At 64.8% G+C, this 22,764-nt stretch carries 26 protein-coding genes and 1 pseudogene; 3 read left to right on the forward strand and 24 right to left on the reverse strand.

Features of this window, described 5'->3' with window-relative positions:
- Nucleotides 1-15: 15 nt before the first annotated feature.
- The 8 genes from G542_RS0108450 to G542_RS0108485 form a co-directional block, all read right to left on the reverse strand.
- Nucleotides 16-633, reverse strand: coding sequence for a LysE family translocator (locus G542_RS0108450; protein WP_027823874.1), 618 nt, complete (start codon nt 631-633; stop codon nt 16-18).
- Nucleotides 634-638: 5 nt separating this feature from the next.
- Nucleotides 639-1,277, reverse strand: a complete 639-nt coding sequence (gene hisG / locus G542_RS0108455; protein WP_012695673.1) for an ATP phosphoribosyltransferase — start codon at nt 1,275-1,277, stop codon at nt 639-641.
- Nucleotides 1,278-1,288: 11 nt separating this feature from the next.
- Nucleotides 1,289-1,993 (reverse strand): flagellar brake protein, encoded by a 705-nt coding sequence (locus G542_RS0108460; protein ID WP_228369910.1) that lies wholly within the window; start codon nt 1,991-1,993, stop codon nt 1,289-1,291.
- Between the two features lie 107 nt (nt 1,994-2,100).
- On the reverse strand, nt 2,101-2,733 hold the full coding sequence (locus G542_RS0108465) for an SCO family protein (RefSeq protein WP_012695671.1): 633 nt from the start codon (nt 2,731-2,733) through the stop codon (nt 2,101-2,103).
- A gap of 29 nt (nt 2,734-2,762) precedes the next feature.
- A complete protein-coding gene (locus G542_RS0108470; RefSeq protein WP_012695670.1) occupies nt 2,763-3,674 on the reverse strand; it encodes a heme o synthase in 912 nt (303 codons plus the stop codon).
- A gap of 151 nt (nt 3,675-3,825) precedes the next feature.
- Nucleotides 3,826-4,860 (reverse strand): COX15/CtaA family protein, encoded by a 1,035-nt coding sequence (locus G542_RS0108475; protein ID WP_051189978.1) that lies wholly within the window; start codon nt 4,858-4,860, stop codon nt 3,826-3,828.
- Nucleotide 4,861: 1 nt separating this feature from the next.
- Nucleotides 4,862-5,359: a redox-active disulfide-containing membrane protein gene (locus G542_RS0108480; protein ID WP_012695667.1), complete on the reverse strand. Its 498-nt coding sequence runs from the start codon at nt 5,357-5,359 to the stop codon at nt 4,862-4,864.
- A complete protein-coding gene (locus tag G542_RS0108485; protein ID WP_012695666.1) occupies nt 5,356-6,057 on the reverse strand; it encodes an SURF1 family cytochrome oxidase biogenesis protein in 702 nt (233 codons plus the stop codon). Before G542_RS0108485 ends, G542_RS0108480 begins: the two co-directional genes overlap by 4 nt.
- Here G542_RS0108485 and G542_RS0108490 point away from each other — a divergent pair.
- Complete coding sequence (locus G542_RS0108490; protein WP_027823878.1) at nt 6,056-6,256, forward strand: DUF2909 family protein; 201 nt, start codon at nt 6,056-6,058, stop codon at nt 6,254-6,256. The two genes, G542_RS0108485 and G542_RS0108490, sit on opposite strands and share 2 nt — an antisense overlap.
- On the opposite strand, the gene G542_RS0108495 is transcribed toward G542_RS0108490, so the two are convergent.
- From G542_RS0108495 to G542_RS0108550, 12 genes and pseudogenes are all read right to left on the reverse strand, one after another.
- On the reverse strand, nt 6,257-7,117 hold the full coding sequence (locus G542_RS0108495; RefSeq protein WP_027823879.1) for a cytochrome c oxidase subunit 3: 861 nt from the start codon (nt 7,115-7,117) through the stop codon (nt 6,257-6,259).
- 12 nt (nt 7,118-7,129) lie between these two features.
- A complete protein-coding gene (locus G542_RS18015) occupies nt 7,130-7,300 on the reverse strand; it encodes a DUF2970 domain-containing protein (RefSeq protein WP_012695663.1) in 171 nt (56 codons plus the stop codon).
- A 2-nt stretch (nt 7,301-7,302) separates the two neighbouring features.
- Nucleotides 7,303-7,842, reverse strand: coding sequence for a cytochrome c oxidase assembly protein (locus G542_RS0108505; protein ID WP_027823880.1), 540 nt, complete (start codon nt 7,840-7,842; stop codon nt 7,303-7,305).
- The gene (locus G542_RS18985) at nt 7,839-7,943 is read right to left on the reverse strand and encodes a cytochrome oxidase small assembly protein (protein WP_211218805.1); all 105 of its coding nucleotides are present in this window, start codon (nt 7,941-7,943) and stop codon (nt 7,839-7,841) included. The genes G542_RS0108505 and G542_RS18985 overlap by 4 nt, the downstream gene beginning before the upstream one ends.
- Nucleotides 7,940-9,568, reverse strand: coding sequence for a cytochrome c oxidase subunit I (gene ctaD / locus G542_RS0108515; protein WP_012695661.1), 1,629 nt, complete (start codon nt 9,566-9,568; stop codon nt 7,940-7,942). Before ctaD ends, G542_RS18985 begins: the two co-directional genes overlap by 4 nt.
- Nucleotides 9,569-9,584: 16 nt before the next feature.
- Entirely contained in the window at nt 9,585-10,700 is a 1,116-nt protein-coding gene (gene coxB / locus G542_RS0108520; protein WP_027823882.1) for a cytochrome c oxidase subunit II, read from the reverse strand.
- Nucleotides 10,701-10,831: 131 nt separating this feature from the next.
- Nucleotides 10,832-11,458 carry a dethiobiotin synthase gene (gene bioD / locus G542_RS0108525; RefSeq protein WP_027823883.1) on the reverse strand — a complete coding sequence of 209 codons (627 nt, stop codon included), beginning with the start codon at nt 11,456-11,458 and terminating at the stop codon, nt 10,832-10,834.
- A gap of 103 nt (nt 11,459-11,561) precedes the next feature.
- Nucleotides 11,562-12,623 carry a transaldolase gene (gene tal / locus G542_RS0108530; RefSeq protein WP_012695658.1) on the reverse strand — a complete coding sequence of 354 codons (1,062 nt, stop codon included), beginning with the start codon at nt 12,621-12,623 and terminating at the stop codon, nt 11,562-11,564.
- A 102-nt stretch (nt 12,624-12,725) separates the two neighbouring features.
- The gene (gene phoR / locus G542_RS0108535; protein ID WP_027823884.1) at nt 12,726-14,075 is read right to left on the reverse strand and encodes a phosphate regulon sensor histidine kinase PhoR; all 1,350 of its coding nucleotides are present in this window, start codon (nt 14,073-14,075) and stop codon (nt 12,726-12,728) included.
- A 3-nt stretch (nt 14,076-14,078) separates the two neighbouring features.
- On the reverse strand, nt 14,079-14,768 hold the full coding sequence (gene phoB, locus G542_RS0108540) for a phosphate regulon transcriptional regulator PhoB (protein ID WP_012695656.1): 690 nt from the start codon (nt 14,766-14,768) through the stop codon (nt 14,079-14,081).
- A gap of 128 nt (nt 14,769-14,896) precedes the next feature.
- Nucleotides 14,897-15,706, reverse strand: coding sequence for a CDP-diacylglycerol--serine O-phosphatidyltransferase (gene pssA, locus G542_RS0108545; RefSeq protein ID WP_027823885.1), 810 nt, complete (start codon nt 15,704-15,706; stop codon nt 14,897-14,899).
- Nucleotides 15,707-15,757: 51 nt separating this feature from the next.
- Nucleotides 15,758-16,393, reverse strand: a pseudogene (locus tag G542_RS0108550) (phosphatidylserine decarboxylase); the annotation flags it as partial.
- Between the two features lie 338 nt (nt 16,394-16,731).
- Between G542_RS0108550 and G542_RS0108555 the strand changes: the two are divergent.
- Together G542_RS0108555 and G542_RS0108560 are read left to right on the forward strand one after the other, a co-directional pair.
- Entirely contained in the window at nt 16,732-17,202 is a 471-nt protein-coding gene (locus G542_RS0108555) for a hypothetical protein (RefSeq protein WP_027823887.1), read from the forward strand.
- Between the two features lie 2 nt (nt 17,203-17,204).
- Complete coding sequence (locus G542_RS0108560) at nt 17,205-17,798, forward strand: FapB/FapC family functional amyloid domain-containing protein (protein ID WP_027823888.1); 594 nt, start codon at nt 17,205-17,207, stop codon at nt 17,796-17,798.
- Nucleotides 17,799-17,865: 67 nt separating this feature from the next.
- On the opposite strand, the gene G542_RS0108565 is transcribed toward G542_RS0108560, so the two are convergent.
- From G542_RS0108565 to ilvB, 4 genes are all read right to left on the reverse strand, one after another.
- Nucleotides 17,866-19,155, reverse strand: coding sequence for a transporter family protein (locus G542_RS0108565; RefSeq protein ID WP_051189979.1), 1,290 nt, complete (start codon nt 19,153-19,155; stop codon nt 17,866-17,868).
- A gap of 134 nt (nt 19,156-19,289) precedes the next feature.
- A complete protein-coding gene (gene ilvC, locus G542_RS0108570; RefSeq protein WP_012695649.1) occupies nt 19,290-20,306 on the reverse strand; it encodes a ketol-acid reductoisomerase in 1,017 nt (338 codons plus the stop codon).
- Between the two features lie 64 nt (nt 20,307-20,370).
- Complete coding sequence (gene ilvN / locus G542_RS0108575; RefSeq protein ID WP_012695648.1) at nt 20,371-20,862, reverse strand: acetolactate synthase small subunit; 492 nt, start codon at nt 20,860-20,862, stop codon at nt 20,371-20,373.
- A 19-nt stretch (nt 20,863-20,881) separates the two neighbouring features.
- A complete protein-coding gene (gene ilvB, locus G542_RS0108580) occupies nt 20,882-22,639 on the reverse strand; it encodes a biosynthetic-type acetolactate synthase large subunit (RefSeq protein WP_012695647.1) in 1,758 nt (585 codons plus the stop codon).
- Between the last annotated feature and the right edge of the window lie 125 nt (nt 22,640-22,764).

Here is a 22,764-nt window from a genome sequence, read left to right on the forward strand (position 1 = left end):
CTTGCAATAACGGATTCAGGACAGCGCTACCTTGATGCCCAGCGCCAGCAGCAGGCCGCCCAGCAGCCGGTCCACCGACCGCTGGACGCGCCGGATGGCCCGGATCACGCGCGGGTGCTGCAATGCCAGCACCACCAGCGGCCAGTAGAGCACACCCTGGATGAAGATGATGCCGCCGATCAGCGCCTTCTGGCTCAGGCTGGAGGCCGGGTCGATCAGCTGGGTAAACACGCTGAAGAAAAACAGGGTGGCCTTGGGGTTGAGCAGGTTGCACGCCAGCCCCTGGCTGAAGGCGCGCCAGACGCCGATCGAGGCAAACTCCTGGCCGTTTTCCTGCACCTGGACCATGCCGCCACGGCTCAGCAGAGCCTGCACGCCGATCCAGATCAGGTAGCCGGCGCCGGCATATTTCAGCAACGAAAACAGCCACGGCGTGGTGGCAATGATGAACGCGATGCCGGCCACGCAGTAACTCATGTGCACGGCCACGCCCAGATTGATGCCCAGCGTGGTTGCCAGCGCCTCGCGCCGGGGCAGCCGGGCTGCATTTTTCAGCACCAGAATGAAATCCGGGCCGGGGCTCATCATCGCCAGTGCGGCGATCACGGTAATGGAAACCAGGCTTTCCCACATGATGGTCAGGCCGCCACGGTGGCGGCAAAAGCGTCGAGCAGGGGACGGATGCGCTCGTGCTTGAGCTTGAGGGCGGCGAGGTTCACCACCAGCCGCGAGCTGATGTCCTCGATGTGCTCGACCGCCACCAGCTGGTTGGCGCGCAGGGTGTTGCCGGTCGACACCAGATCGACGATCGCATCGGCCAGGCCGACCAGCGGCGCCAGTTCCATCGAGCCGTAGAGCTTGATGATGTCGACGTGCACGCCCTTTCTGGAGAAGTGCTCGCGGGCAATGTGCGGGTACTTGGTCGCCACGCGCAGGCGGGCACCCTGCTGTACGGCATGCCCGTAGTCAAAGCCTTCGCGCACGGCCACCATCATGCGGCAACGGGCGATTTCCAGGTCCAGCGGCTGGTACAGGCCGGCTCCGCCATGCTCGATCAGCACGTCGCGTCCGGCGATGCCCAGATCGGCAGCACCGTGCTGCACATAGGTCGGTACGTCGCTGGCGCGCACGATGATCAGGCGCACCTCGGGCAGGTTGGTACCGATCACCAGCTTGCGCGACGATTCGGGGTTTTCCAGCGGTTCGATACCGGCGGCAGCCAGCAGCGGCAGGGTTTCGTCAAAAATGCGTCCCTTGGACAGGGCAATGGTCAACATACGGCTTCCTACTAATCCAGCAAGGTACGGCGCTCGCGCTCGAGCTGGGCGATATAGCGTTGCAGCTGGTTCTGCACACGACTGTTCTGGTTGACAAACTGGCAGCCGATCCGGCGTTGTTCATGGCCGTTTTTCTGCTGCATGACCAGCTTGTTGCGGACTTCGATTTCCACCGGCAGCGATCCCACCTGCCGCAGGTCGATCGAGCAGTCCCGGAAAATCTTGCCGAGTTCCATCCCGGGAATTTCACCCGGCAGGACGAGGGACATGCCGCCAAGACTGATGTCGTAAATCGGCAGCACGATGCCGGCACTGCCGTCCGGGTTCGGGTAGTCATGCACCCGGCACACCACCGGGTTGGCAATCGGGGTCTGGATGCGGAAATATTCGCGCCGCTGCAACTTCACCACTTCCGGAGGCAGCCTGGCCAGAAAGGCCGGCGCACCGTCATAGATGAACGACTGCACCGGTCCGGTGACGAACTGGGTCTTGATGCCGTCCGGGGTACAGACGAACACGTTGCGCTCGCTCTTGAGCAACTGGCGGTTGGCGTCATCGCTGCTGCCGGCATCGAAGGCAAAACGGCCCGATTTCAGGTCGATGGCCAGGAGTTTGGTCAGGATGAAGCTCTTGCCGTGGTTGGAGAATACCGTCACCAGCACGTTGGCAGAAATGATCCGCTTGAGGTGCTGGCCGATCTCCAGCGGCGAGGTCATTGCATACTTGGCCAGGTCCTCGGAAGACGGCAATGGCGCACTGTGGCTCCCGTGCGGGACAGCCGGATCCTGGTCAGAGGAAAGGTCGGTCACAGAAAAGGTCTCGTTCATTGGGCCTTCGTGGCGGTCAACGGCGGCGGAGTCTGTCCCAGCAGCACGGTCAGGTCATGACGGAATACGGCAGCACCACTGCCGTACGGCACATACACGCGCAGGCTGCCGGCCGGATCGTAAAGATAGGCACCGGCGCTGTGGTCGATGGTGTAATCGGCCGGAACCGGCCCGGCAACCTGCTGGTACACCACCTTGTAGGCACGGGCAGTCCTGGCAATCGCTTCGGCAGATCCCGTCAGCGCGGCAAACCGCCGGTCAAAGCCGGTGACATAGCTGTGCAGCAGCTCCGGCGTATCGCGCTGCGGATCAACCGACACGAACAGTACCTGCACCTGGTCGGCGAGCGGCCCCATGTCGCGCATGGCCTGCGACAGCTCGGACAGCGTGGTCGGACAGACGTCCGGGCAATGGGTATAGCCGAAGAACACCACCACGGCCTTGCCCCGGAAATCGGCCAGGGAACGCGGACGGCCATCTGTGCCATCCAGCGTCAGCGCCTGCGCGTAACCGGCACCGGTCACGTCGGTGGCAGCAAAGGACGGCCCGGCGGCCCCCGGTTGCGGAGAACAGGCGGCCAGCATCAAACCGAACAACGCGACAGTCAGGGCGCGCAACAGGTGTGTCATCGTGAGGAAGGCCCCGCATGGCGCGAAGCTCAGGCCAGGGGCCAGAAGACGTAATGGTCAAACAACAGCGCAGCAAAGATCCCGGACAAATACCGGATGGAGTAAACAAATACTGCGCGCGAAACGCTGGGAGAATAACCACGATGCATGGACTGTGCAAGGCAGACAAAGCGCGCACCCAGCCCCAGCGCAGCCAGCAGATAGCACCAGCCGGCCAGCCCCAGCGCAGCCGGCAGCAGGCTGACCGCCAGCAACAGCCAGCTGTACAACACGATTGCCCGGGTCGTGAACTGCTCCCCGTGCGTCACCGGCAGCATCGGCAGGCCGGCAGCGGCATAGTCGGCCCGCCGGTAAAGCGCCAGTGCCCAGAAGTGTGGCGGCGTCCAGACAAAGATCAGGGCGAACAGCAGCCAGGCCAGTACCCCGGTGTCGCCGGTTGCCGCCGCCCAGCCCAGTACCGGCGGCATGGCCCCGCTGGCGCCGCCGATCACGATGTTCTGCGGCGTGGCCGGCTTCAGCCACAGGGTATAAACGATGGCATAGCCAAAAAACGTCAACAGCGTCAGCACCGCCGTCAACGGATTGCAGCCGAACCACAGCAACAGCAGCCCGGCACCAGTCAGCCCCAGCGCTGCAGCCAGCGCCAGCCGCGGCGAGACCACCCCCACCACCAGCGCCCGCCGGCGCGTGCGTCCCATGCGGGCATCAATGGTGCGCTCCACCAGACAGTTCACCGCCGCCGCACCGCCCGCCACTGCCGCAATACCCGTCATGGCCAGCAGCAGAGGCCCGGCCGCCGGCCATCCCGGCACCGCCAGCACATAACCGATGGCAGCGCAGAACACGATCAGCGCCACCACCCGCGGTTTGGTCAGTGACCACAACCCGGCCACCACCGCCCGTAGCGGAACCCCCGAAGACGACAACGGAACGCTGGCCATGACAAGCTCCTCCACACAATCCAACTGCACACCTGCCAGCCAGGACAATGCCTCGCCGGCCCTGTTCCCCCGCCGCATCACCTGCACCGGAAAACGCCTTGTTACCGGCCGTCCATGCAGTCATGCACCAGGCAAGACCGCAACCTGACCATCACCGTGCAAAATCCGGAATCACCGCCAGCCGGCGTGCACGCAGTACCTGCTGGCCGGCGGTCTGCCACTGCAAGGCCTGCCAGAACACGCTGGCAAACAGCAGGGCCCCGACCAGGTTGTGCGCCACGGCCAATGGCAGGGGCAACTGCCACACCACGTTCAGCACCCCCAAAGCCACCTGCCCCAGCAGCAAGACCGCCAGCCACAGGGCAAACGGCCGTCGCTCCGTCCTTTGCCACAAATGCCGGATCCACACACTGCCCAGCAGGACCACGGCCAGCGCCCCCAGCCGGTGCAGCCAGTGAATGGCCGTCAGGTGCGCCAGATCCAGCATCGCGCCGTCCGCGGTCTGTCCCAGTTCGCGCCACAGGTGAAAGCTGTCGGCAAACCGCATGTCGTCCGGCCACCACTGACCACGACACTGCGGCACGCCGGTACCGCACGCCAGTCCGGCATAGTTGCTGCTGACCCAGCCGCCCAGCACCACCTGCCCCCCCACCACGGCCACGGCCAGCCATGCCAGCCGGCGTTCCCGCTTCGACACTGGCCCGACCGGCCGGCCATCGCGCCAGCCCAGCCACGCCAGCAGGCTCAGGACCAGCATGCCGCCCAGCAGGTGCAGGGTGACGATGGCCGGCTTCAGCAGCAGCGTCACCGTCCACATGCCCAGGAGCGCCTGCCCCGTCACCACCAGCACCAGCGTCTGGCTTGCCCGCCAGCCGGCCTCGCCCCGGCGGCGGGCACGCCGCCAGTCAAGCCAGGCCACCCCGGCAATCATGAATCCCAGCCCTCCGGCCAGATAGCGGTGCAGCATCTCCTTGGCCGCCTTGCCGGCATCCAGCGGCAGCCCCGGAAATGCCCGGGCAGCCGCCGCCTGCTCGTGCGGCTGGTCCGGCACGGCCAGATGGCCATAACAGCCCGGCCAGTCCGGGCAGCCCAGACCGGCATCCGACAGCCGTACATAAGCCCCCAGCGGCACCACGATCATCGCCAGCAGGCAGGCCAGCCGCGCCCAACGCCGTATTGCCGTCATTTCAGAGCCCCTGGTTGGTTTTCAGGACACGTCCGATTTCTTTCGCCACCCGCTCCGGCTCCGCATCGGGCGGATAACGCAGTACCAGATTGCCGTGCGGATCAATCAGCACCAGCCCCGGCACCTGCAAGACTGCCGGCCAGTCGGCGCGCACCAGCGTCGTCACGCCGGCCGGCACGCCGCTCACCGGCTGGCGACCCAGTCCGGCCACCACCAGCCGCTGCCCGTCTTCGCCCTGGGCCCGCCGGATGCGCTGCCCCTGTTGCAGGGCGGTCCGGCAGGCCGCATCGCACTGCGGCTCCGCCAGCGGCCGGGCCAGCAGCCAGCGCCCCGGCAAGGGATGAAACGGCAAGGGTTGCGCCACCAGCTCACCGTAGCTGCGCCCTCCGTCCGGCGGCCAGACCAGGTAGGCCAGCGTCGCCAGCAGGACCGGCAAGGCCGACAGCCCCAGCAGCCCCAGCAACAGCAGGCGTCCGCCCGCACGGCCAGTACGTGTCATGCCGGTCTCCCCGTCCGTCGTATCCAGAAAACACCGCTCGCTGCCAGCACCAGCGCCAGCACGGCCCACTGCACGGCATAGGCGCGATGCCGCTCGGCCGGCAACCCAGGCAGCACGGCCGTGCCGGCGCCCTCACGGACCAGCCACGGCGCCAGCCGCACCGGCCAGACCGCCATCACCTCTTCCGGCGTCAGCGCCTGCCAGACCTCGCCCTGCCGCACCGGCCCGGCCAGCACCAGCCGCCGACCGGGCCAGCCCTGCACGATGCCGGACACGCTGGACGACAGGGAAACAGGCGGAGCCGCCTCGCCCCGGCCGACAAAGCCGCGCTCCACCAGTACGGCCAGCCCGTCTGCCAGCACGAAAATCCCGTACAGCCGCCGGCCCGGCCGGTCTTCTTCGGTCACGTTGTCGAGCCACAGGCGAGCCTCATGCCACTGCCCGTGCAGGACCACCCGCCGTCCGGTCCAGTCCGCCACCGGCACGGCCGGAGCAGAAACCACCTGCCGGACCGGCGCCTGTTGCCGGGTCTGCCAGGCTGCGGCCAGGCCGGCCTGCTGCTGCGCCCGCTGCCATTGCCAGACGGCCAGCCCGCAGCACAACACCACGGTCAGCCCGACCAGTACCAGCCGCCAGCCCCCGTGCTGCCGGACTGGCCTACACTCAAGGCGTTGCGGCCTTCCGGGATGCCCTGTCATGACTGCCCTCATCCTTGCCTTGCTCCTGCTGATCGTGTTCACCCTGCTGTCCGGACTGCTGGCCCTGCTGCTCGAACCGGCCGGCTCGCACCGGCTGGCCCGCCGGCTGATGTGGCGGGTCGGTCTGTCGGCCCTGTTGCTGTTGCTGCTATTTACCGGCGCCGGGCTGGGCTGGTGGGCACCGCACCGGGCGTTCTGATCACAGCCAGTAGACGCAGACGAACAGCACCAGCCACACCACGTCAACGAAGTGCCAGTACCAGGCGGCGGCCTCGAAGGCGAAATGGTGGCGCTCGTCAAAATGCCCGCGCATCAGCCGCAACCACACCACCGACAGGATCAGCGCGCCCAGGAAAACGTGCAGGCCGTGAAAACCGGTCAGCAGGTAAAACGTCATGCCGTAGGCACCTGATGCCAGCGACAGTCCCATCTCGTGCATGGCGTGCCGGTATTCCCATGCCTGCAGGCCCAGGAACAACGCACCCAGCAGCACCGTTGCGCCCAGGCACCACTGCACCCGGCGGCGCCGGCCGGCCAGCAGGGCCAGATGCGCCAGCGTCAGTGTCAGCCCGGACGACAGCAGGATCAGGGTATTGACGGCCGGCAGCCCCCACGCCGCCATCGGCCGGTAGGGCCGGATGTCGCCCGGGCCGGTGACGGCAGGCCAGTCCGGCCGGAAACCGTCCCAGAGCCCGGTGCCCCCCGGGCCGCCCAGATCCGGCAGCGCAATCACCCGGACGTAGAACAGCGCACCGAACAGCGCGCCGAAAAACATGATTTCGGAAAAAATGAACCAGCCCATGCCCCAGCGGAACGACTGGTCTTCCTGCCGGGCATAGCTGCCGCGCACCGATTCGCGGATCACGTCGCGGAACCAGCCCCACAGCATCCACAGCAGCACGGCCACGCCGGCCGCCAGCGTCCAGTAGCCCGGCACCAGCGCATTGACGCTGAGCGCCGCGCCCAGGCCGATCAGGAACAGCGCTGCCGCACCAATGACCGGCCAGCGGCTGGGTGCCGGTACGTAATAGCCGGCCGGAACATCCGGATCGCGTTGCATGACTGCCCCTCCTTAGGTCGCCACCAGACTGGCGAGCACGATCAGCCCGGCAACCAGCAGCAGCGCCAGCACCATGGCCGTGACCAGAATCTGCCGCACCGACAGGTCGCGGCTGTCCTGCGCGGCCCGACGGCTGCCCCGCACCCCGAAAAACGCCGACAGGATGGCCAGCAGGCTTTTCATCTTCAGGTCGCCTGCCTGCCGGCCACTTCGATGACGCGGTACGACAGCGTCACCTGCCCGACCGAAGCCGGCAGGGAGCGGTCCACCACGAACACCACCGGCAGCTTGCGCTGCTCGCCCGGTGCCAGCAGCAGCTCGCGGAAACAGAAACACTCCAGCTTGTGAAACCACTGTGCGGCATGGGTCGGCACGTAGGCCGGAATCGCCTGCGCCCAGACGGGATGCGCACTCTGGTTGACGATCAGGTAGTCCACCCGGCCCAGTTCGCCCGGATGCAGCGTCACTGCGCGTGTCATCGGCACCAGCAGCAGGGGAGAGCCCGGCTGCGGATTGGCATCCAGAGACACGCCGACCGTGCGCGACCAGTCCACCTGGGTATTGACCGGAGCGGCAGCCGGTTTTTCCAGCTGGTTCAGCCCCAGTGCGGCGCAGATTTCCCGGTAAAACGGAATCAGCGCCCAGGCAAAGCCGAACATCACGACGGCCACCACCATCAGCCGTGCCAGCAGGTGACGGTTGGCACGCTCGGTTGCCGCATTCATCCGCCCAGCCCTCCGAACAGCCACTGCCGCAGCACGATGCCGGCAAAGAACGCCGCCGCCACCGACGCCAGGACCCAGGCGGTGCGATGCGCGCGCCTCATCGCCGGACCACCACGCCGTTCAGGCCGAATTCGGCGTGTTCGACTTCGCGCGGATCGGCAAACGAGTGATAGGGGGCCGGGCTGGGTTCGGTCCACTCCAGCGTTTCGGCGCCCTCCCACGGTTTTGCCGGGGCCGGCGGACCGTAGCGCAGGCTCCAGAGGATGTTGGCCAGCACCAGCAGCTGGCCGAACCCGAACATGAAGGCACCGACAGTGGCAATGCTGTTGAACCCGGTAAATTGCAGGGCATAGTCCGGAATACGCCGCGGCATGCCGGCCAGCCCGAGGAAATGCATGGGGAAAAAGGTGACGTTGAACCACACCAGCGACCACCAGAAATGCAGCCGGCCCAGGCGCTCCGAATACATGCGGCCCGTCATTTTCGGAAACCAGTAATACAGCGCGGCAAACAGGCTGAAGAGCGCCCCCGCCACCAGCACGTAGTGGAAGTGCGCCACCACGTAGTAGGTTGCATGCAGCTGCACGTCCACTGCCGCCACCGACAGCACCACGCCGGACAGCCCGCCCATGGTGAAAAGGCAGACAAAACCGATGGCAAACAGCATCGGCGTTTCAAACGTCATGCTGCCTTCCCACATGGTGGCGATCCAGTTGAACACCTTGACCCCGGTCGGCACCGCAATCAGCATGGTGGCGTACATGAAAAACAGCTGGGCAACGGCGGGCAGGCCGGTGGTGAACATGTGGTGCGCCCACACCATGAAGCTGAGGATACCGATGCTGGCAGTGGCATACACCATCGAGGCATAGCCGAACAGCGGCTTGCGGGCGAAGGTCGGGATGACCTGGCTGATGATGCCGAAGGCCGGCAACGCCATGATGTAGACCTCAGGATGACCGAAGAACCAGAAAACATGCTGGTAGAGCACCGGGTCCCCCCCTCCGGCGGCATTGAAGAAATGGGTGCCGAAATGACGGTCGGTCAGCACCATGGTCACCGCCCCGGCCAGTACCGGCATCACCGCGATGATGAGGTAGGCCGTGATCAGGCTGGCCCACACGAACATCGGCATCTGCATCAGTCCCATGCCCGGAGCGCGCAGGTTGAGGATGGTGGTGATGATGTTGATCGCGCCCATGATCGAGCTGATGCCAAGGATGTGGACGGCAAAGATGGTCATGTCCATGCCCATGCCCATCTGGGTCGACAGCGGCGCGTACATGGTCCAGCCCGTTGCCGCCGCGCCGCCCGGCACGGCAAACGACAGCAGCAGCAGCGCCGCAGCCGGCGGCAACAGCCAGAAGCTCCAGTTGTTCATGCGGGCAAACGCCATGTCCGGCGCGCCGATCATCAGCGGAATCATCCAGTTCGCCAGCCCGGTAAAGGCCGGCATGATGGCGCCGAACACCATGACCAGACCGTGCATGGTGGTGAACTGGTTGAACAGTTCCGGCTCCAGCAGCCGCATGCCCGGCCGGAACAGCTCGGCCCGGATCGCCAGCGCCATCACGCCGCCGGACAGGAACATGGCAAACGCAAACCACAGGTACAGCGTGCCGATGTCCTTGTGGTTGGTGGCAAACAGCCAGCGGCGCCAGCCGTGCGGATGCCCGGCATGACTGGTCAGGCGGGGTTCCAGCGCGGAATCGACAACACTGCTCATCACGGCCTCCGTCAGGTCAGCCCTTGCCCTGGCGGGCAGCGGCGATGCGGGCCGGCTCGATCATCTGGCCGGTCTGGTTGCCGAACGCATTGCGCTCGTAGGTAATCACGGCAGCGATGTCGGTATCGGACAGCTGCCGCCCGAACGCCGCCATGGCCGGATTCTTCTTGCTGCCGTACAGCACGATCTCGATGTGTGCGGCCGGGTCACCGGTGGCAATCCGGGAACCGGCCAGCGCCGGAAACGAACCGGGAATGCCGCGCCCGTCGGCCTGGTGACAGGCCATGCAGTTCTGCTGGAACACCTTTTCGCCGCGTGCCCGCAGTTCCGGCATCGTCCATACCTTGCCCGGATCGTCCGCCACGGCCTGCTTGCGGGCTGTCAGCCAGGCGGCGTAGTCCTTCGGCGTCCGGGCATCCACCACGATGGGCATGAAGCCGTGGTCCTTGCCGCACAGCTCGGTGCACTGGCCGCGATAGATGCCGGGGCGGTCAATCTTGAACCAGGCATCGCGCACAAAACCGGGAATGGCATCCTGCTTGACCCCGAGCGCCGGCACCCACCACGAGTGGATGACATCGTTGGCCGTCAGCAGCAGGCGCACCTTCTGCCCGACCGGCACCACCAGCGGCTCGTCCACTTCCAGCAGGTAGTGCGCCGACTTGCCCTCCTGGCCGGTGAGCTGCGCCCGCGGAGTGGCCAGGTGGCTCATGAACTGCACGCCTTCGCCGACGTATTCGTAGCCCCATTTCCACTGGTAACCGGTGGCCTTGATGGTGAGCTCGGCCCCGGAAGCGTCCTTCTGCGCCAGCACCATGCGGGTGGCCGGCACGGCGATGCCGATCAGGATCAGGAAGGGAATGACCGTCCACAGCACTTCAACCCACGGGTTTTCATGAAAATGCCGTGCCGTGTGCCCGGCCGCCTTGCGATGGCGGAAGATGGCGTAAAACATCACGCCGAGCACGCCGAAGAAAATGCCGGCGCAGATCAGCAGCAGCAGGCTGTGCAGGTTGAAAATGCGCCCGGCCAGCTCGGTGACCGGCGGTTGCAGGTTCAGCTGCCATTCGGCCATGGCTGGCCGGCTTCCCAGCAGCAGAAGCGACAACGGCACGGCAGACAGTCGGTGCATGGCTTCCCCCGGATATGAAAGGACGGGTTCGCAAGACCCGTCGCATCACGGCATGACGGAGTGGTAACTCCGGTATATGCAGGGGAGGCCGGCTGCCGCAAGCCCGCAACGGCAGCAGACGACAGCCGCGCTCAACTTCCGTGCGGGATTTCCAGCAACAGCGGGGCCGGCAGGCGTTCGGTCAGGCAGGCCAGATTGTCGGCATAACGCGCCATGTCCGGGTCGATCGCGTTGGCCACCCAGCCCGCCAGCCGGCAACCGCTGGCAAGGATCGCTGCTGCGGTCAGCCGCGCGTGGTTGACGCAGCCCAGCCGCATGCCGACCACCAGGATCACCGGCAGGCCCAGTACACCGGCCAGTGCCGCCACGTCGTGCTCGTCGGTCAGCGGTGCCAGCCAGCCACCGGCGCCCTCCACCAGCACGGTGTCACAACCGGCGGCCAGTTCGCGGTACTGCTGCACGATGCGCAGCAGGTCGATGCTGACACCGGCTTCGCGGGCAGCCAGATGCGGCGACACCGGCGGCTCGAAGCAGTAAGGATTCATCAGCGCCCGGTCGGTCTGGCCGGTGGCCTGCATCAGCGCGCTCACGTCACCGTTGTCGAGCCCGCCGTCCGGCCGCCGGACCGATCCCGAAGCCACCGGCTTCATCGCCGCCACCCGCCGGCCTTCGGCCTGCCAGCGCCGGATCAGCCGCACGGCGGCGTAGGTCTTGCCGACATCGGTATCGGTGCCGGTCAGGAAAAATCCCTGGGTCATTTCTGTTTCATCCTTGGTGCATCGGCTGCATGCCGGTATCAAATCCGTTGCCGCAAATACCACGACCCCGCATGGCGGGGTCGTGCAGGCTGGCCGGTGATGGTCAGGCGGTCAGGTCGAGCAGCGCCTGGTAGGCCTTGTCGAACAGCACCAGTCCCTGCTGCTGCAACAGCTCGCCTTCGGCGGCCAGGTCAATGCCCGCGGCCGCCACGGCAGCCAGCTGGGCTTCGGTTCCGGCCGGATCGGCAACCAGCGTGGCCGCCGCCACGCCATGGTCACGGAAGGCATCCAGCGTGGCGTCCGGCACGGTATTGATGGTTTCCGGTCCGATCAGGCTTTCCACGTACAGCACGTCCGGGTAGGCCGGGTTCTTGGTGCCGGTGCTGGCCCACAGCAGGCGCTGCGGCTGGGCGCCCAGGGCACGCAGCGGGGCGAATTCGGCACCGCGGAAGCGTTCCTGGTAGCGCTGGTAGACCGAGCGGGCCAGTGCGACGGCCGTCTTGCCCTGCAAGGGTGCCGGCAGTTTCGGGTCGAGCAGGCTGTCTACGCGCGACAGGAAGAAGCTGGCCACCGCCCGCACATGGTAGAGCGGCTGGCCGGCGTCGGTACGCTCGGACAGGCCGGTCATGTAGGCATCCCAGACCGCGTCGACCTGGCGGGCCGAGAACAGCAGGGTGATGTTGACGTTGATGCCTTCGCGGATCAGCACGCGCAGGGCGGCGATGCCGGCGGGCGTGGCCGGCACCTTGATCATGGCGTTCGGGCGTTCGATCGCCTGCCACAGGCGGCGTGCAGCCGCCAGCGTACCGGCTTCGTCATGCGCGAGGAAGGGCGACACTTCAAGGCTGACGTAGCCGTCTTCACCATGGCTGGCATCGTAGGCCGGGCGCAGCAGGTCGCACGCCACCTGGATGTCGGGAATCACCAGCGCTTCGTAGCGCGCTTCGGCCGTCAGCTGCGGCACGGCCTTCAGGCGGGCCAGATCGGTCTGGTAGCGCGGATCATGGCGGATGGCCTTTTCGAAAATGGCCGGATTGGACGTCACGCCGGCAATTCCGTCGGTACGGATGAGCCGGTCGAGTACGCCGGATTGCAGCAGTTCGCGGGAAAGATTGTCGAGCCAGATCCGCTGGCCGAACGGGCGAATGGCAGAGAGTCGGTTCATCGTGTGAGGTCCTTGCCCGTCGCCGGTACAAGGCTGGCGGGCTGTGGGTTCTTGTTATGCACAGAACTGCATCCTAACCCGTCGCCGCGTGTCCCGCCATGCCTATCCGGCAGGTTTCTTCGAGGGTCCGACCCCGGTCAAAGCCTCATGGTTGCTGGGTTCTGCCTGGCGCTCGGGTGGAAACACCGCGCTGAAGACACTGCCCCGTTCCGGCTCGCTGTCCACCTCCAGCCGGGCGGAATGCCGCGCCAGGATATGCTTGACAATGGCAAGCCCGAGGCCGGTGCCACCGGTGCTGCGCGAGCGGCCGCGGTCGACCCGGTAAAAGCGCTCGGTCAGCCGCGGAATGTGCTCGCGGGCGATGCCGATTCCGTTGTCTTCGACACTGAATACCGCACGTCCACCCTGCATCTGCCACAGCAGGCGGATCCGCCCGCCGTCCGGGGTGTAGCGCACGGCATTCGACACCAGGTTACCCAGTGCGCTGTGCAGTTCGTTCGGGGCACCCCACAGGTCGCACGGCGTGCAGATGGCCAGTTCGACATGGTGACGACCGTGGCTCAGCCCTTCGGCCTCGACCTTGAGCGTGTGCAGCAGCTCGCTCATGCCGATGCGCTCGAACGGCTGCGACTTGCCACCGCTTTCCAGCCGCGACAGGGTCAGGAGATCCTCGACCAGCACCTGCATGCGCCGCGCCTGCTCCATCATCAGCGGCAGGAACTGCCGGAGGATGTCCGGCCCGGGCGCCTCCATGTCGGACAGCGTTTCGACAAAACCGCCGATCACGGTCAGCGGAGTGCGCAGTTCGTGCGACACGTTGGCAACGAAATCGCGGTGCACGGTCTGCACCCGGTCCAGCTGGGTGATGTCACGCGACAGCAGCAGCTTGCGCGTGGAGTCAAACGGCACCAGCTGCACCGACAACACCAGCTCGTGCGGCTGGGTCAGGTGCAGGATCAGCGGCTGGCTGTGTTGCTCGGCGGTCAGGAAGGCATGAAAACCGGGCTGGCGCACCAGGTTGGCAATCAGGTTGCCGACATCGCGCTGACGGTCCAGCCCGAGGTGCTCGACCGCCATCGGGTTGATCCACTCGATGCGGTCGCTATCGTCCAGCACCACCACGCCGTCCGGCATGGCCTCGCCGGCATTGATGAAGCGCTCCAGCGTGCTCGACAGCTTTTTCTGGTTGAACTGCTGCTGGCGGGCCTGGCGGTACAGGGCGGAAAACACCTGCTGCCAGCTGCCGATGCCTTCGGGAATGCACTCCGGCCGCGGCGCACGCAGCCAGCGCAGCAGCAAGGCAATGTGATAGAGGTGAAAACCGAGCCAGCCGGCCAGCCCGGTGGCCAGCACGCCCCAGAACACCAGCGCCCCGGCGGTCAGGCCGGCTGCCACGGCAAACAGCAGCAACACCGCCAGCCAGGCCGTGCACCGGGTCACAAAAGCCGACACGCGTTATCCCTGTGCCGAAAAGCGGTAGCCGGTGCCGCGCACCGTCTGCACCAGCGCGTCATGGCCGCTTGGCTCCAGCGCCGAGCGCAGGCGACGGATGTGCACGTCCACGGTCCGCTCTTCGACGAATACGTGGTCGCCCCAGACCTGGTCCAGCAACTGGCTGCGGCTGTGCACCCGCTCCGGATGGGTCATGAAGAAGTGCAGCAGGCGGAATTCGGTCGGGCCGAGATCCAGCGGTTGTCCACCGGCGGCGACCCGGTGGGTGGCCGGATCCAGCCGCAGGCCCTGCACCTCGACCGCGTCATCGGTCATCTGCGGTGCCCGCCGCCGCAATACCGCCTTGATGCGGGCCTGGAGTTCACGCGGACTGAAGGGCTTGGTGATGTAGTCGTCAGCGCCGGTTTCCAGCCCGGCGATCTTGTCCTGCTCGTCCGACCGGGCGGTCAGCATGATGATCGGTACTTCGCGGGTGCGCTCGTCGCTGCGCAGCCGGCGGGCGAATTCGATGCCGCTCTGTCCCGGCAGCATCCAGTCCAGCAGCACCAGGTCCGGCAAGGCGTTCTTGACCAGTGTCTGGGCAGCTTCGGCACTGGCAGCCCGCAACACCTGATGGCCGGACTGCGCCAGGTTGAAGGCAATCAGTTCCTGGATGGCGGGCTCGTCTTCAACCAGCAGGATGGTGGCGGGCATGGGCAGGCAGTCTCTTTACGGAAGCAATATGGCAAGCATAAAAAGCGCGTGTTACCGGTACATGACAAGTCACGCAGGCCATCATGAAAAAGACAACGCCGGCACGAGGCCGGCGACGGAAAGCAGGGTCAGGCTGACGGCGTGCCGTCATCCCTGGCAGGAGCCGAGATCCCGGCAGGAGGCACTGCGGGTGCTGCATTCGCAGCCGGCCGGCGACGACCGGCGCGCACCAGCACCATGACGTAGCCCGAGACGGCGTAGCAGATGAAGAAGCCGAACAGCACCAGCGCCGGCGTGGAGGCCGTCAGCACCAGTGCGATCATCGCCACCAGCAGGGCGGCAAACGGTGCCCGGGCGCGCGGGTTGATTTCCTTGAACGACCAGAAGCGCACGTTGGTCACCATGGAAATGCCGGCAAAGGCCGTCATCGCCAGGGCGATGATGCCGATGCCCGGCACTTCGAGCTCATAGGCGTGCACGATCCAGACCAGACCGGCAACCAGGGCTGCCGCGGCCGGACTGGGCAGGCCGACAAACCAGCGCTTGTCGGTCACGCCGAGCATGGTGTTGAAACGCGCCAGCCGCAGTGCGGCGCCGGCACAGTAGATGAATGCCACCATCCAGCCGAGCTTGCCGTAGTCGCGCAGCAGCCATTCGTAGGCCACCAGAGCCGGCGCCACGCCGAAGCTGACCATGTCGGACAGCGAGTCGAACTCGGCACCGAATGCACTCTGGCTGTGGGTCATCCGCGCCACGCGGCCGTCCATGCCGTCGAGCACCATGGCAATGAAGATTGCCACGGCAGCGGTTTCGAACTGGTTGTTCATGCCCTGCACCACGGCGTAGAAACCGGCGAACAGGGCGGCAAGGGTAAAGAGGTTGGGCAGCAGGTAGATTCCCTGCCGTGCCAACGGCATTTTCTGTGGTTTTTCGGTCATGACATGGTTGGCCGGGCCGGCAACAAAGCCATGCAGCGGCATTTATTCGGCAAGTTCGGCCAGTACGGTTTCGGTCGCGCTCACTCTATCACCGATGGCAACCTTGACGGTAGCACTGAGCGGCAGGTAGACGTCCACGCGCGAACCGAAGCGGATGAAACCGTAACGCTGGCCGCGGGACAGACGGTCACCCGCCTTGGCATAGCAGAGGATGCGCCGCGCCACCAGGCCGGCGATCTGCACGAAAGTCACCTCGGTACCGTTGTCCATGCGTACCGACACTGCATTGCGCTCGTTTTCCAGCGAGGCCTTGTCGAGTGCGGCATTCAGGAAGCTGCCGGCATGGTAGTTCACGGCGATGACCGTGCCGTCCACCGGGCTGCGGTTGGAGTGCACGTTGAACACGTTCATGAACACGCTCACCTTGATGGCTTCACGCTTGAGCTGCGGATCTTCGGCCCGCTCGACCACCACGATGCGTCCGTCGGCCGGACACAGCACGGCATTGGGCTGCTGCGGAATGGTCCGGGCCGGATCGCGGAAAAACTGCACGACAAATACGGCAATCAGCCAGAACGGCACCGACCACCAGCCGGCGGCCCAGGTCAGAAGCAGTGCCAGCGCGAGGGAGGCCACGATAAACGGCCAACCTTCACGGGCCAGTACGGGATGCGGGTAATGATTCATCGAAAACGTCTATCAGTCAGTTACCGGTCAGGCGCGCATTGTAAAGCAGTGCCTGCCCGCACCGGCAGCTTTTAGTCATTCTTTTTGCATACCGAAATGCCGGTTGTCCTCTCACCGGCCACGCTGATCGCCATGCCGGTACGCGTGCCCTCAGGCCATGTTTCCGATCTTGCGACACCCGTCCCACATTTCCTTGACCAGGCCCGGAGACTGTCTCACCGATGGAGCACCCTGCCTCCCCATCAAGTCAAAGAAACAAAACAATCACATGAAAAACATATGGTTACCAATTTGGCACATCCCGTGCAATGAACGGACCATCACCGGAGAGTCCGCTCATGACACATCCCGCCCTTTTCATTGGCAGCAGCCTGCTGCTGTGGGCCACCGTTGGCCCGGCACTGGCAGACAACGCCAGCACGTTACCTTCCGCTGACCAGAATTTCGTCATCACCCGGGATGTGCCGGACCATGTCGCCTACCGGCCGGTCGCACCCGGCCAAGTAACGGCAGACGCCAACCTGGCCCAGAGTACCGACGGCACGGCCCTGATTGCCCCCGTCGCCACCCTGATTGCTTCTGACCAGATACTCGGTTCGGCCAGTCGCAGCGATTCCCCCCTGGGAATCCTCACCGGCCAGATGGGCAGCGTCGGCAGCCTGATCGCCACGCCCATGGCCGGGGGCAACCTGCTGGCAGGCGGCGGCACCGCCCCGGCCGGCACGGCCCGCATCACCACCAGTCCGGTCAGCGCCATGACGCAGGGACTGGGGTCTCTCGGATCATTGCTGGGCGGCAAGGGAAACTGACCATGCGTTACATGCTCCTGATACTGGCTCTGGCTGCCACACCGCTCTGGGCCGCAGACCTGGCCCTGATCGACAACAGCGGTCAGGGCAACACCGGCATCGTGTCGCTGAACCAGGCCGCCGGCAGCATTAACCAGCAGGCCAACCTGCGGGCACTGGCCCTGGGCGATGCCGCCTTGAGCCAGACCGGGCTGAACCAGGTGCAGAATGCCCCGGCAACCAATCCACTGGCCGCGCAGCCTGATGCCCGGGCCGTCATCCAGGGCAATGCCTTTGCCGGCAGCCAGGGACTGCTGGGCATCAACCAGACGGCGGGCAGCGCCAACCAAAGCAGCAACCTGGCCACCATCAGCGTGGGCACCGGCACGCAGTCAGGTACGGCCGCCTTGTCTGACAACTGGCTGGCCAGTGCCAGCACCGGTTCGCAAAACGGCAGCCGTGCGGTACCGGCCACCAGATCGAATGCCAGCACCGAACTGTCGGACCAGGCCTTCCAGGGCGCCAGCGGAGTGATCCAGCTGAACCAGATCGCCGGCACCATGAATCACGCCAGCAACAGCTTCAGCCTGCAAATCCTGCCACCCGGCCAGCACTGATCCGCACAAGACAGCAACGGCGCCGGCCGGTTGATACCGGAGGCGCTGTTTGCCGGTCAGGCGGGAATCAGAAGTTGTACGGGAAGCGGACCGAGAAATTGTAATTGGGCGAATCCGGCGTCAGGCCGATCGCCACATTGGGCACGATCGACAGGTGCTGCCCGAGCGAATAGGTCATGCCGACATTCAGCGTGGCGGAATTGGATTCGCTGCCCGGCACCTTCTGCCAGCTGCTGCCGTCCGGCCGCAGGGAAGTGGAATTGCCCATCTGCTGCGAATAGGACATGCCGAGGCTCAGGCGCTCGTTCAGTGCGAAGGCAAACCCGAGGCCAAAGCCCCATGTATCGCCCAGCTTGACATCGCCAGGCAGGGTCTGACCCACAGAGGCGCTGATATCGTTGAAATGCCCGGAGAGGTAATGCGTGTAGCTGAGGTTGGCGAACACCACGGCCGGGTCCAGCGTCTTGACCACCGATACACCGCCCGACACCGACCAGACGCCGTTGCCGGTCGGCAGGCTGTCCGGCACGCCCAGGTTGGTATTGCCATCATCCACATTGCGAACCTTGATGCCATATGGAGATGACCCGGTCGGCGCCTTGACGCGCAACGAGACAAAGGTGTCCGGCCGGTCTGCTGTTTCGGCAAACAGCCGGTACGACAGGCCAAAACCCACGTCGCCGATTTCGCCGTTTTCCGTCAGCGAGGCTTCGGAAATCTTGTTGGTCGAATAACCGGCTCCTCCTGAAAAGTAGCGGCTCTTGCGCATGACGACCGGCACGTTGAAATCGAACTGCCAGTCCGCTGACGGTTTGTAGCGCACGGCAGTATCCAGGGTCAGTGTCTCGCTCTTGATACGGTCAAGATTGATGTTGCCAAGGAAAATGGAGTCCAGAGCAAGGAAGCCATTGAGCCGCAGGTCACGCACATCGTAAAAACCGTAGGTCAGCGACGGTTCGACCGACCAGCGACCGGAACCCTGGGTAAATCCGCTGGCCTCCTGGTAGATGGCTTCCACACTCTTGGGGACCGAACTGGTAACCGGCAGGGAGGCCGTCGTCTGTGCTGCCGGTGTTGCGGCCGGGGCAGCCGCCTGTGCCACGACAGGCCCCGGCTGCATGCTTCGGCCACTGGCAGGGCCGGTCGCCATGGCCGGCGCCGGTGCCAGTGCAGCCAGCCGTTTTTCCAGATCAGCCAACCGGGCGGCGTAGCTGCGATTGGCGGCCTCCAGTGCGGAGACCTTTTTCCGCAAAACCTGCACACTGTCCGGATCATTTGCGGCCAATGCCGGCAAGGCGAAAGCCAGACTCACGGCCAGTGCCGGGCCGGATACAACGAAGGGCATGCGAGACAACATGAAAACTCCTTCTGAACAAGCGGTCCGGCGGTGCCGGCTTATGCGAAAACGGGTGCTACATTGCCATTCGCATGAACGGTTGACAATAAAAAAACCGCCCGGGTATTCCGGGCGGCCCGACGAACGGTAACGGATCAGTTCTTCGACTGGTCAACCAGCTTGTTTTTGGCAATCCACGGCATCATGGCGCGCAGTTCGGCACCCACCTTCTCGATCGGGTGATCGGCGGTCAGGCGACGACGGGCGGTCATGCTCGGGTAGTTGGTCTTGCCTTCGAGGATGAACATCTTGGCGTATTCACCGGACTGGATGCGGTACAGCGCCTTTTTCATCGCTTCCTTGCTGGCAGCGGTGATCACTTCCGGACCTGTCACGTACTCGCCGTATTCGGCGTTGTTGGAGATCGAGTAGTTCATGTTGGCGATGCCGCCTTCGTACATGAGGTCCACGATCAGCTTCAGTTCGTGCAGGCACTCGAAATAGGCCATTTCCGGAGCGTAACCGGCTTCGGTCAGCGTTTCGAAACCGGCCTTGACCAGCTCGACGGCACCACCGCACAGCACGGCCTGCTCGCCGAACAGGTCGGTTTCGGTTTCTTCGCGGAATGAAGTCTCGATCACGCCACCCTTGGTGCCGCCGTTGGCAGCAGCGTACGACAGGGCGACGTCACGGGCGCGACCGGAGTGGTCCTGGTACACGGCGATCAGCGACGGCACGCCGCCACCCTTGAGGAATTCCGAGCGCACGGTATGGCCCGGACCCTTCGGGGCGATCATGATCACGTCGATATCGGCCGGCGGCACGATCTGGTTGTAATGGATGTTGAACCCGTGGGCGAACGCCAGCGCGGCACCCTTCTTGAGGTTCGGGGCGATATCGTTGCGGTAGACGTCCGGCTGGGTTTCGTCCGGCAGCAGGATCATCACCACGTCGGCCGTCTTGACCGCTTCGCCGACTTCCTTGACCGTGTGGCCGGCTGCTTCGGCCTTTTTCCACGAGGCACCGTCCTTGCGCAGGCCGACGATGACATCGACACCGGATTCCTTCAGGTTCTGGGCGTGGGCATGGCCCTGCGAACCGTAACCGATGATGGCCACTTTCTTGTCACGGATGATGGAAAGGTCGGCGTCCTTGTCGTAATAAACTTTCATCTGGTTTTCCTTGTGCAAATAAAGAGGCGCCCCGTCCGGAGTGGCGGCCGGGGCGCCATGGTTGTCAGATCTTGAGGATGCGCTCGCCGCGGCCGATGCCGGAAGCACCGGTACGCACGGTTTCCAGGATCACCGAGCGGTCGATGGCATCAAGGAAGGCGCTGAGCTTGCCGCTGGTGCCGGTCAGCTCGATGGTGTAGGTCTTTTCGGTGACGTCGATGATGCGTCCGCGGAAGATGTCGGCCATGCGCTTCATTTCTTCGCGGTCGCGGCCCGAAGCACGCACCTTGATCAGCATGAGCTCGCGCTCGATGTGCTCGGACTCGTTCAGGTCAATCACTTTGACAACCTCAATCAGCTTGTTGAGGTGCTTGGTGATCTGCTCGATCACTTCTTCCGACCCGTGGGTGACGATGGTCATCCGGCTCAGGGTGGCGTCTTCGGTGGTCGAGACGGTCAGCGAATCGATGTTGTAGCCGCGGGCGGAAAACAGTCCCACCACGCGCGACAGGGCACCGGCTTCGTTTTCAATCAGGATGGACAGGATGTGACGCATGATTTCTGTTGCCTCCCGATCAGCACAGGTTGCCGTAGTCGCGCTCGCCGTCACCGCCGTTGTGGCGCATGTGCGGCGGCAGCTCCATTTCGTCGAGTCCCTTGCCGTTGCCGACCATCGGGTAGACGTTGGAGGTGCGATCGGTCATGAAGTCGAGGAACACCAGCCGGTCGCGAAGCGCCGGACTGAAGGCTTCGCGCAGTGCCGGCTCGACATCGGCCGGCTTTTCGATGCGCATGCCGACATGGCCGTAGGCTTCGGCAAGCTTGACGAAGTCCGGCAGCGAATCCATGTACGACTCGGAGTAGCGGTTGCCGTAATACAGCTCCTGCCACTGGCGCACCATGCCGAGATAGCGGTTGTTGAGGTTGATGATCTTGACCGGGATGGTGTACTGGCGACAGGTCGACAGTTCCTGGATGTTCATCTGGATCGAGCCTTCGCCGGTCACGCAGGCCACCTGCGCATCCGGGTTGGCCAGCTGCGCGCCCATGGCGTAGGGCAGGCCGACACCCATGGTGCCCAGGCCACCGGAGTTGAGCCACTGGCGCGGACGGTCGAACTTGTAGTACTGGGCAGCGAACATCTGGTGCTGGCCGACGTCGGAGGTCACGATGGCCTGGCCACCGGTGACTTCGTAGAGTTTTTCGACCACGTACGGCGGCAGGATCAACTCGCTGCCCTGGTCATAACGCAGGCACTGCGGCACGCGCCATTCCTCGACCTGCTGCCACCATGCTTCGACGGCACAGGGGTCGGGACGCAGGTTCTCCTGCTGCAACACGTTCAGCAGTTCGCCCAGCACGTCGCGGACGTTGCCGACGATCGGAATGTCGACCTTGACCCGCTTGGCAATCGAGCTGGGGTCGATGTCGATGTGGATGATCTTTTTCGGCGCAGCCAGGAACTTGTCCGGCACCGAAATCACCCGGTCGTCAAAGCGGGCTCCGACGGCAATCAGCACGTCGCAGTTCTGCATGGCGAGGTTGGCTTCATAGGTGCCGTGCATGCCGAGCATGCCGACAAACTGGCGATCGGTGGCCGGATAGGCACCCAACCCCATCAGGGTGTTGGTGACCGGCGCATTCAGGTAACGCGCCAGACCGATGACTTCATCACTGGCGTTGGCCAGGACCGCACCGCCGCCGACATAGATGAACGGACGCTTGGCCTCGGCAATCAGCTGGGCCGCTTTCTTGATCTGGCCCGGATGGCCGCGCGTGGCCGGCTGGTAGCTGCGGATGCTGACCGACTCCGGATAATGGAAACCGGTTTTTGCCTGCTGGACATCCTTGGGAATGTCCACCACCACCGGGCCGGGACGGCCGGTACTGGCAATGTGGAATGCCTTCTTGATGGTGGTGGCCAGCTCGCGGACATCCTTGACGAGGAAGTTGTGCTTCACGCACGGCCGGGTGATGCCGACCATGTCGACTTCCTGGAAGGCATCCAGGCCGATGGCAGGGGTCGTGACCTGCCCCGACAGCACCACCATCGGAATCGAATCCATGTAGGCAGTGGCAATGCCGGTAATCGCATTGGTCGCCCCCGGCCCGGACGTGACCAGCGCCACGCCGGTCTTGTGGCTGGAGCGCGAGTAGCCGTCAGCCGCGTGCACCGCGGCCTGCTCGTGCCGTACCAGTACGTGCTTGAACTGGTCCTGCTTGAAGATCGCGTCGTAGATTTCCAGCACTGCCCCGCCGGGGTACCCGAAGACGTACTCGACGCCTTCCGCCTGCAGACAGCGCGCGACAATTTCGGCGCCGGAGATTTCCATGATTTTGCTAGCCTCTAGTAATGCAGATTTCATCCCTTGATGGCCAACAACCCTAGCTGATATGACAAAGCACGGTCAAGCGGATTTGTGCTGTGCAAAAACCGGCAAAAGCCCTGATCTGGCGT

Source organism: Laribacter hongkongensis DSM 14985 (assembly GCF_000423285.1).
Taxonomy (GTDB): domain Bacteria; phylum Pseudomonadota; class Gammaproteobacteria; order Burkholderiales; family Aquaspirillaceae; genus Laribacter; species Laribacter hongkongensis.

Bases quoted from the DNA above. Each gene is read 5' to 3' on its own strand.
- G542_RS0108450 (WP_027823874.1), bottom strand. From the start codon at position 633: ATGTGGGAAAGCCTGGTTTCCATTACCGTGATCGCCGCACTGGCGATG.
- hisG (WP_012695673.1), bottom strand. From the start codon at position 1,277: ATGTTGACCATTGCCCTGTCCAAGGGACGCATTTTTGACGAAACCCTG.
- G542_RS0108460 (WP_228369910.1), bottom strand. From the start codon at position 1,993: ATGACCTCGCCGCTGGAGATCGGCCAGCACCTCAAGCGGATCATTTCT.
- G542_RS0108465 (WP_012695671.1), bottom strand. From the start codon at position 2,733: ATGACACACCTGTTGCGCGCCCTGACTGTCGCGTTGTTCGGTTTGATG.
- G542_RS0108470 (WP_012695670.1), bottom strand. From the start codon at position 3,674: ATGGCCAGCGTTCCGTTGTCGTCTTCGGGGGTTCCGCTACGGGCGGTG.
- G542_RS0108475 (WP_051189978.1), bottom strand. From the start codon at position 4,860: ATGACGGCAATACGGCGTTGGGCGCGGCTGGCCTGCCTGCTGGCGATG.
- G542_RS0108480 (WP_012695667.1), bottom strand. From the start codon at position 5,359: ATGACACGTACTGGCCGTGCGGGCGGACGCCTGCTGTTGCTGGGGCTG.
- G542_RS0108490 (WP_027823878.1), top strand. From the start codon at position 6,056: ATGACTGCCCTCATCCTTGCCTTGCTCCTGCTGATCGTGTTCACCCTG.
- G542_RS0108485 (WP_012695666.1), bottom strand. From the start codon at position 6,057: ATGACAGGGCATCCCGGAAGGCCGCAACGCCTTGAGTGTAGGCCAGTC.
- G542_RS0108495 (WP_027823879.1), bottom strand. From the start codon at position 7,117: ATGCAACGCGATCCGGATGTTCCGGCCGGCTATTACGTACCGGCACCC.
- G542_RS18015 (WP_012695663.1), bottom strand. From the start codon at position 7,300: ATGAAAAGCCTGCTGGCCATCCTGTCGGCGTTTTTCGGGGTGCGGGGC.
- G542_RS0108505 (WP_027823880.1), bottom strand. From the start codon at position 7,842: ATGAATGCGGCAACCGAGCGTGCCAACCGTCACCTGCTGGCACGGCTG.
- G542_RS18985 (WP_211218805.1), bottom strand. From the start codon at position 7,943: ATGAGGCGCGCGCATCGCACCGCCTGGGTCCTGGCGTCGGTGGCGGCG.
- ctaD (WP_012695661.1), bottom strand. From the start codon at position 9,568: ATGAGCAGTGTTGTCGATTCCGCGCTGGAACCCCGCCTGACCAGTCAT.
- coxB (WP_027823882.1), bottom strand. From the start codon at position 10,700: ATGCACCGACTGTCTGCCGTGCCGTTGTCGCTTCTGCTGCTGGGAAGC.
- bioD (WP_027823883.1), bottom strand. From the start codon at position 11,458: ATGACCCAGGGATTTTTCCTGACCGGCACCGATACCGATGTCGGCAAG.
- tal (WP_012695658.1), bottom strand. From the start codon at position 12,623: ATGAACCGACTCTCTGCCATTCGCCCGTTCGGCCAGCGGATCTGGCTC.
- phoB (WP_012695656.1), bottom strand. From the start codon at position 14,768: ATGCCCGCCACCATCCTGCTGGTTGAAGACGAGCCCGCCATCCAGGAA.
- pssA (WP_027823885.1), bottom strand. From the start codon at position 15,706: ATGACCGAAAAACCACAGAAAATGCCGTTGGCACGGCAGGGAATCTAC.
- G542_RS0108555 (WP_027823887.1), top strand. From the start codon at position 16,732: ATGACACATCCCGCCCTTTTCATTGGCAGCAGCCTGCTGCTGTGGGCC.
- G542_RS0108560 (WP_027823888.1), top strand. From the start codon at position 17,205: ATGCGTTACATGCTCCTGATACTGGCTCTGGCTGCCACACCGCTCTGG.
- G542_RS0108565 (WP_051189979.1), bottom strand. From the start codon at position 19,155: ATGTTGTCTCGCATGCCCTTCGTTGTATCCGGCCCGGCACTGGCCGTG.
- ilvC (WP_012695649.1), bottom strand. From the start codon at position 20,306: ATGAAAGTTTATTACGACAAGGACGCCGACCTTTCCATCATCCGTGAC.
- ilvN (WP_012695648.1), bottom strand. From the start codon at position 20,862: ATGCGTCACATCCTGTCCATCCTGATTGAAAACGAAGCCGGTGCCCTG.
- ilvB (WP_012695647.1), bottom strand. From the start codon at position 22,639: ATGGAAATCTCCGGCGCCGAAATTGTCGCGCGCTGTCTGCAGGCGGAA.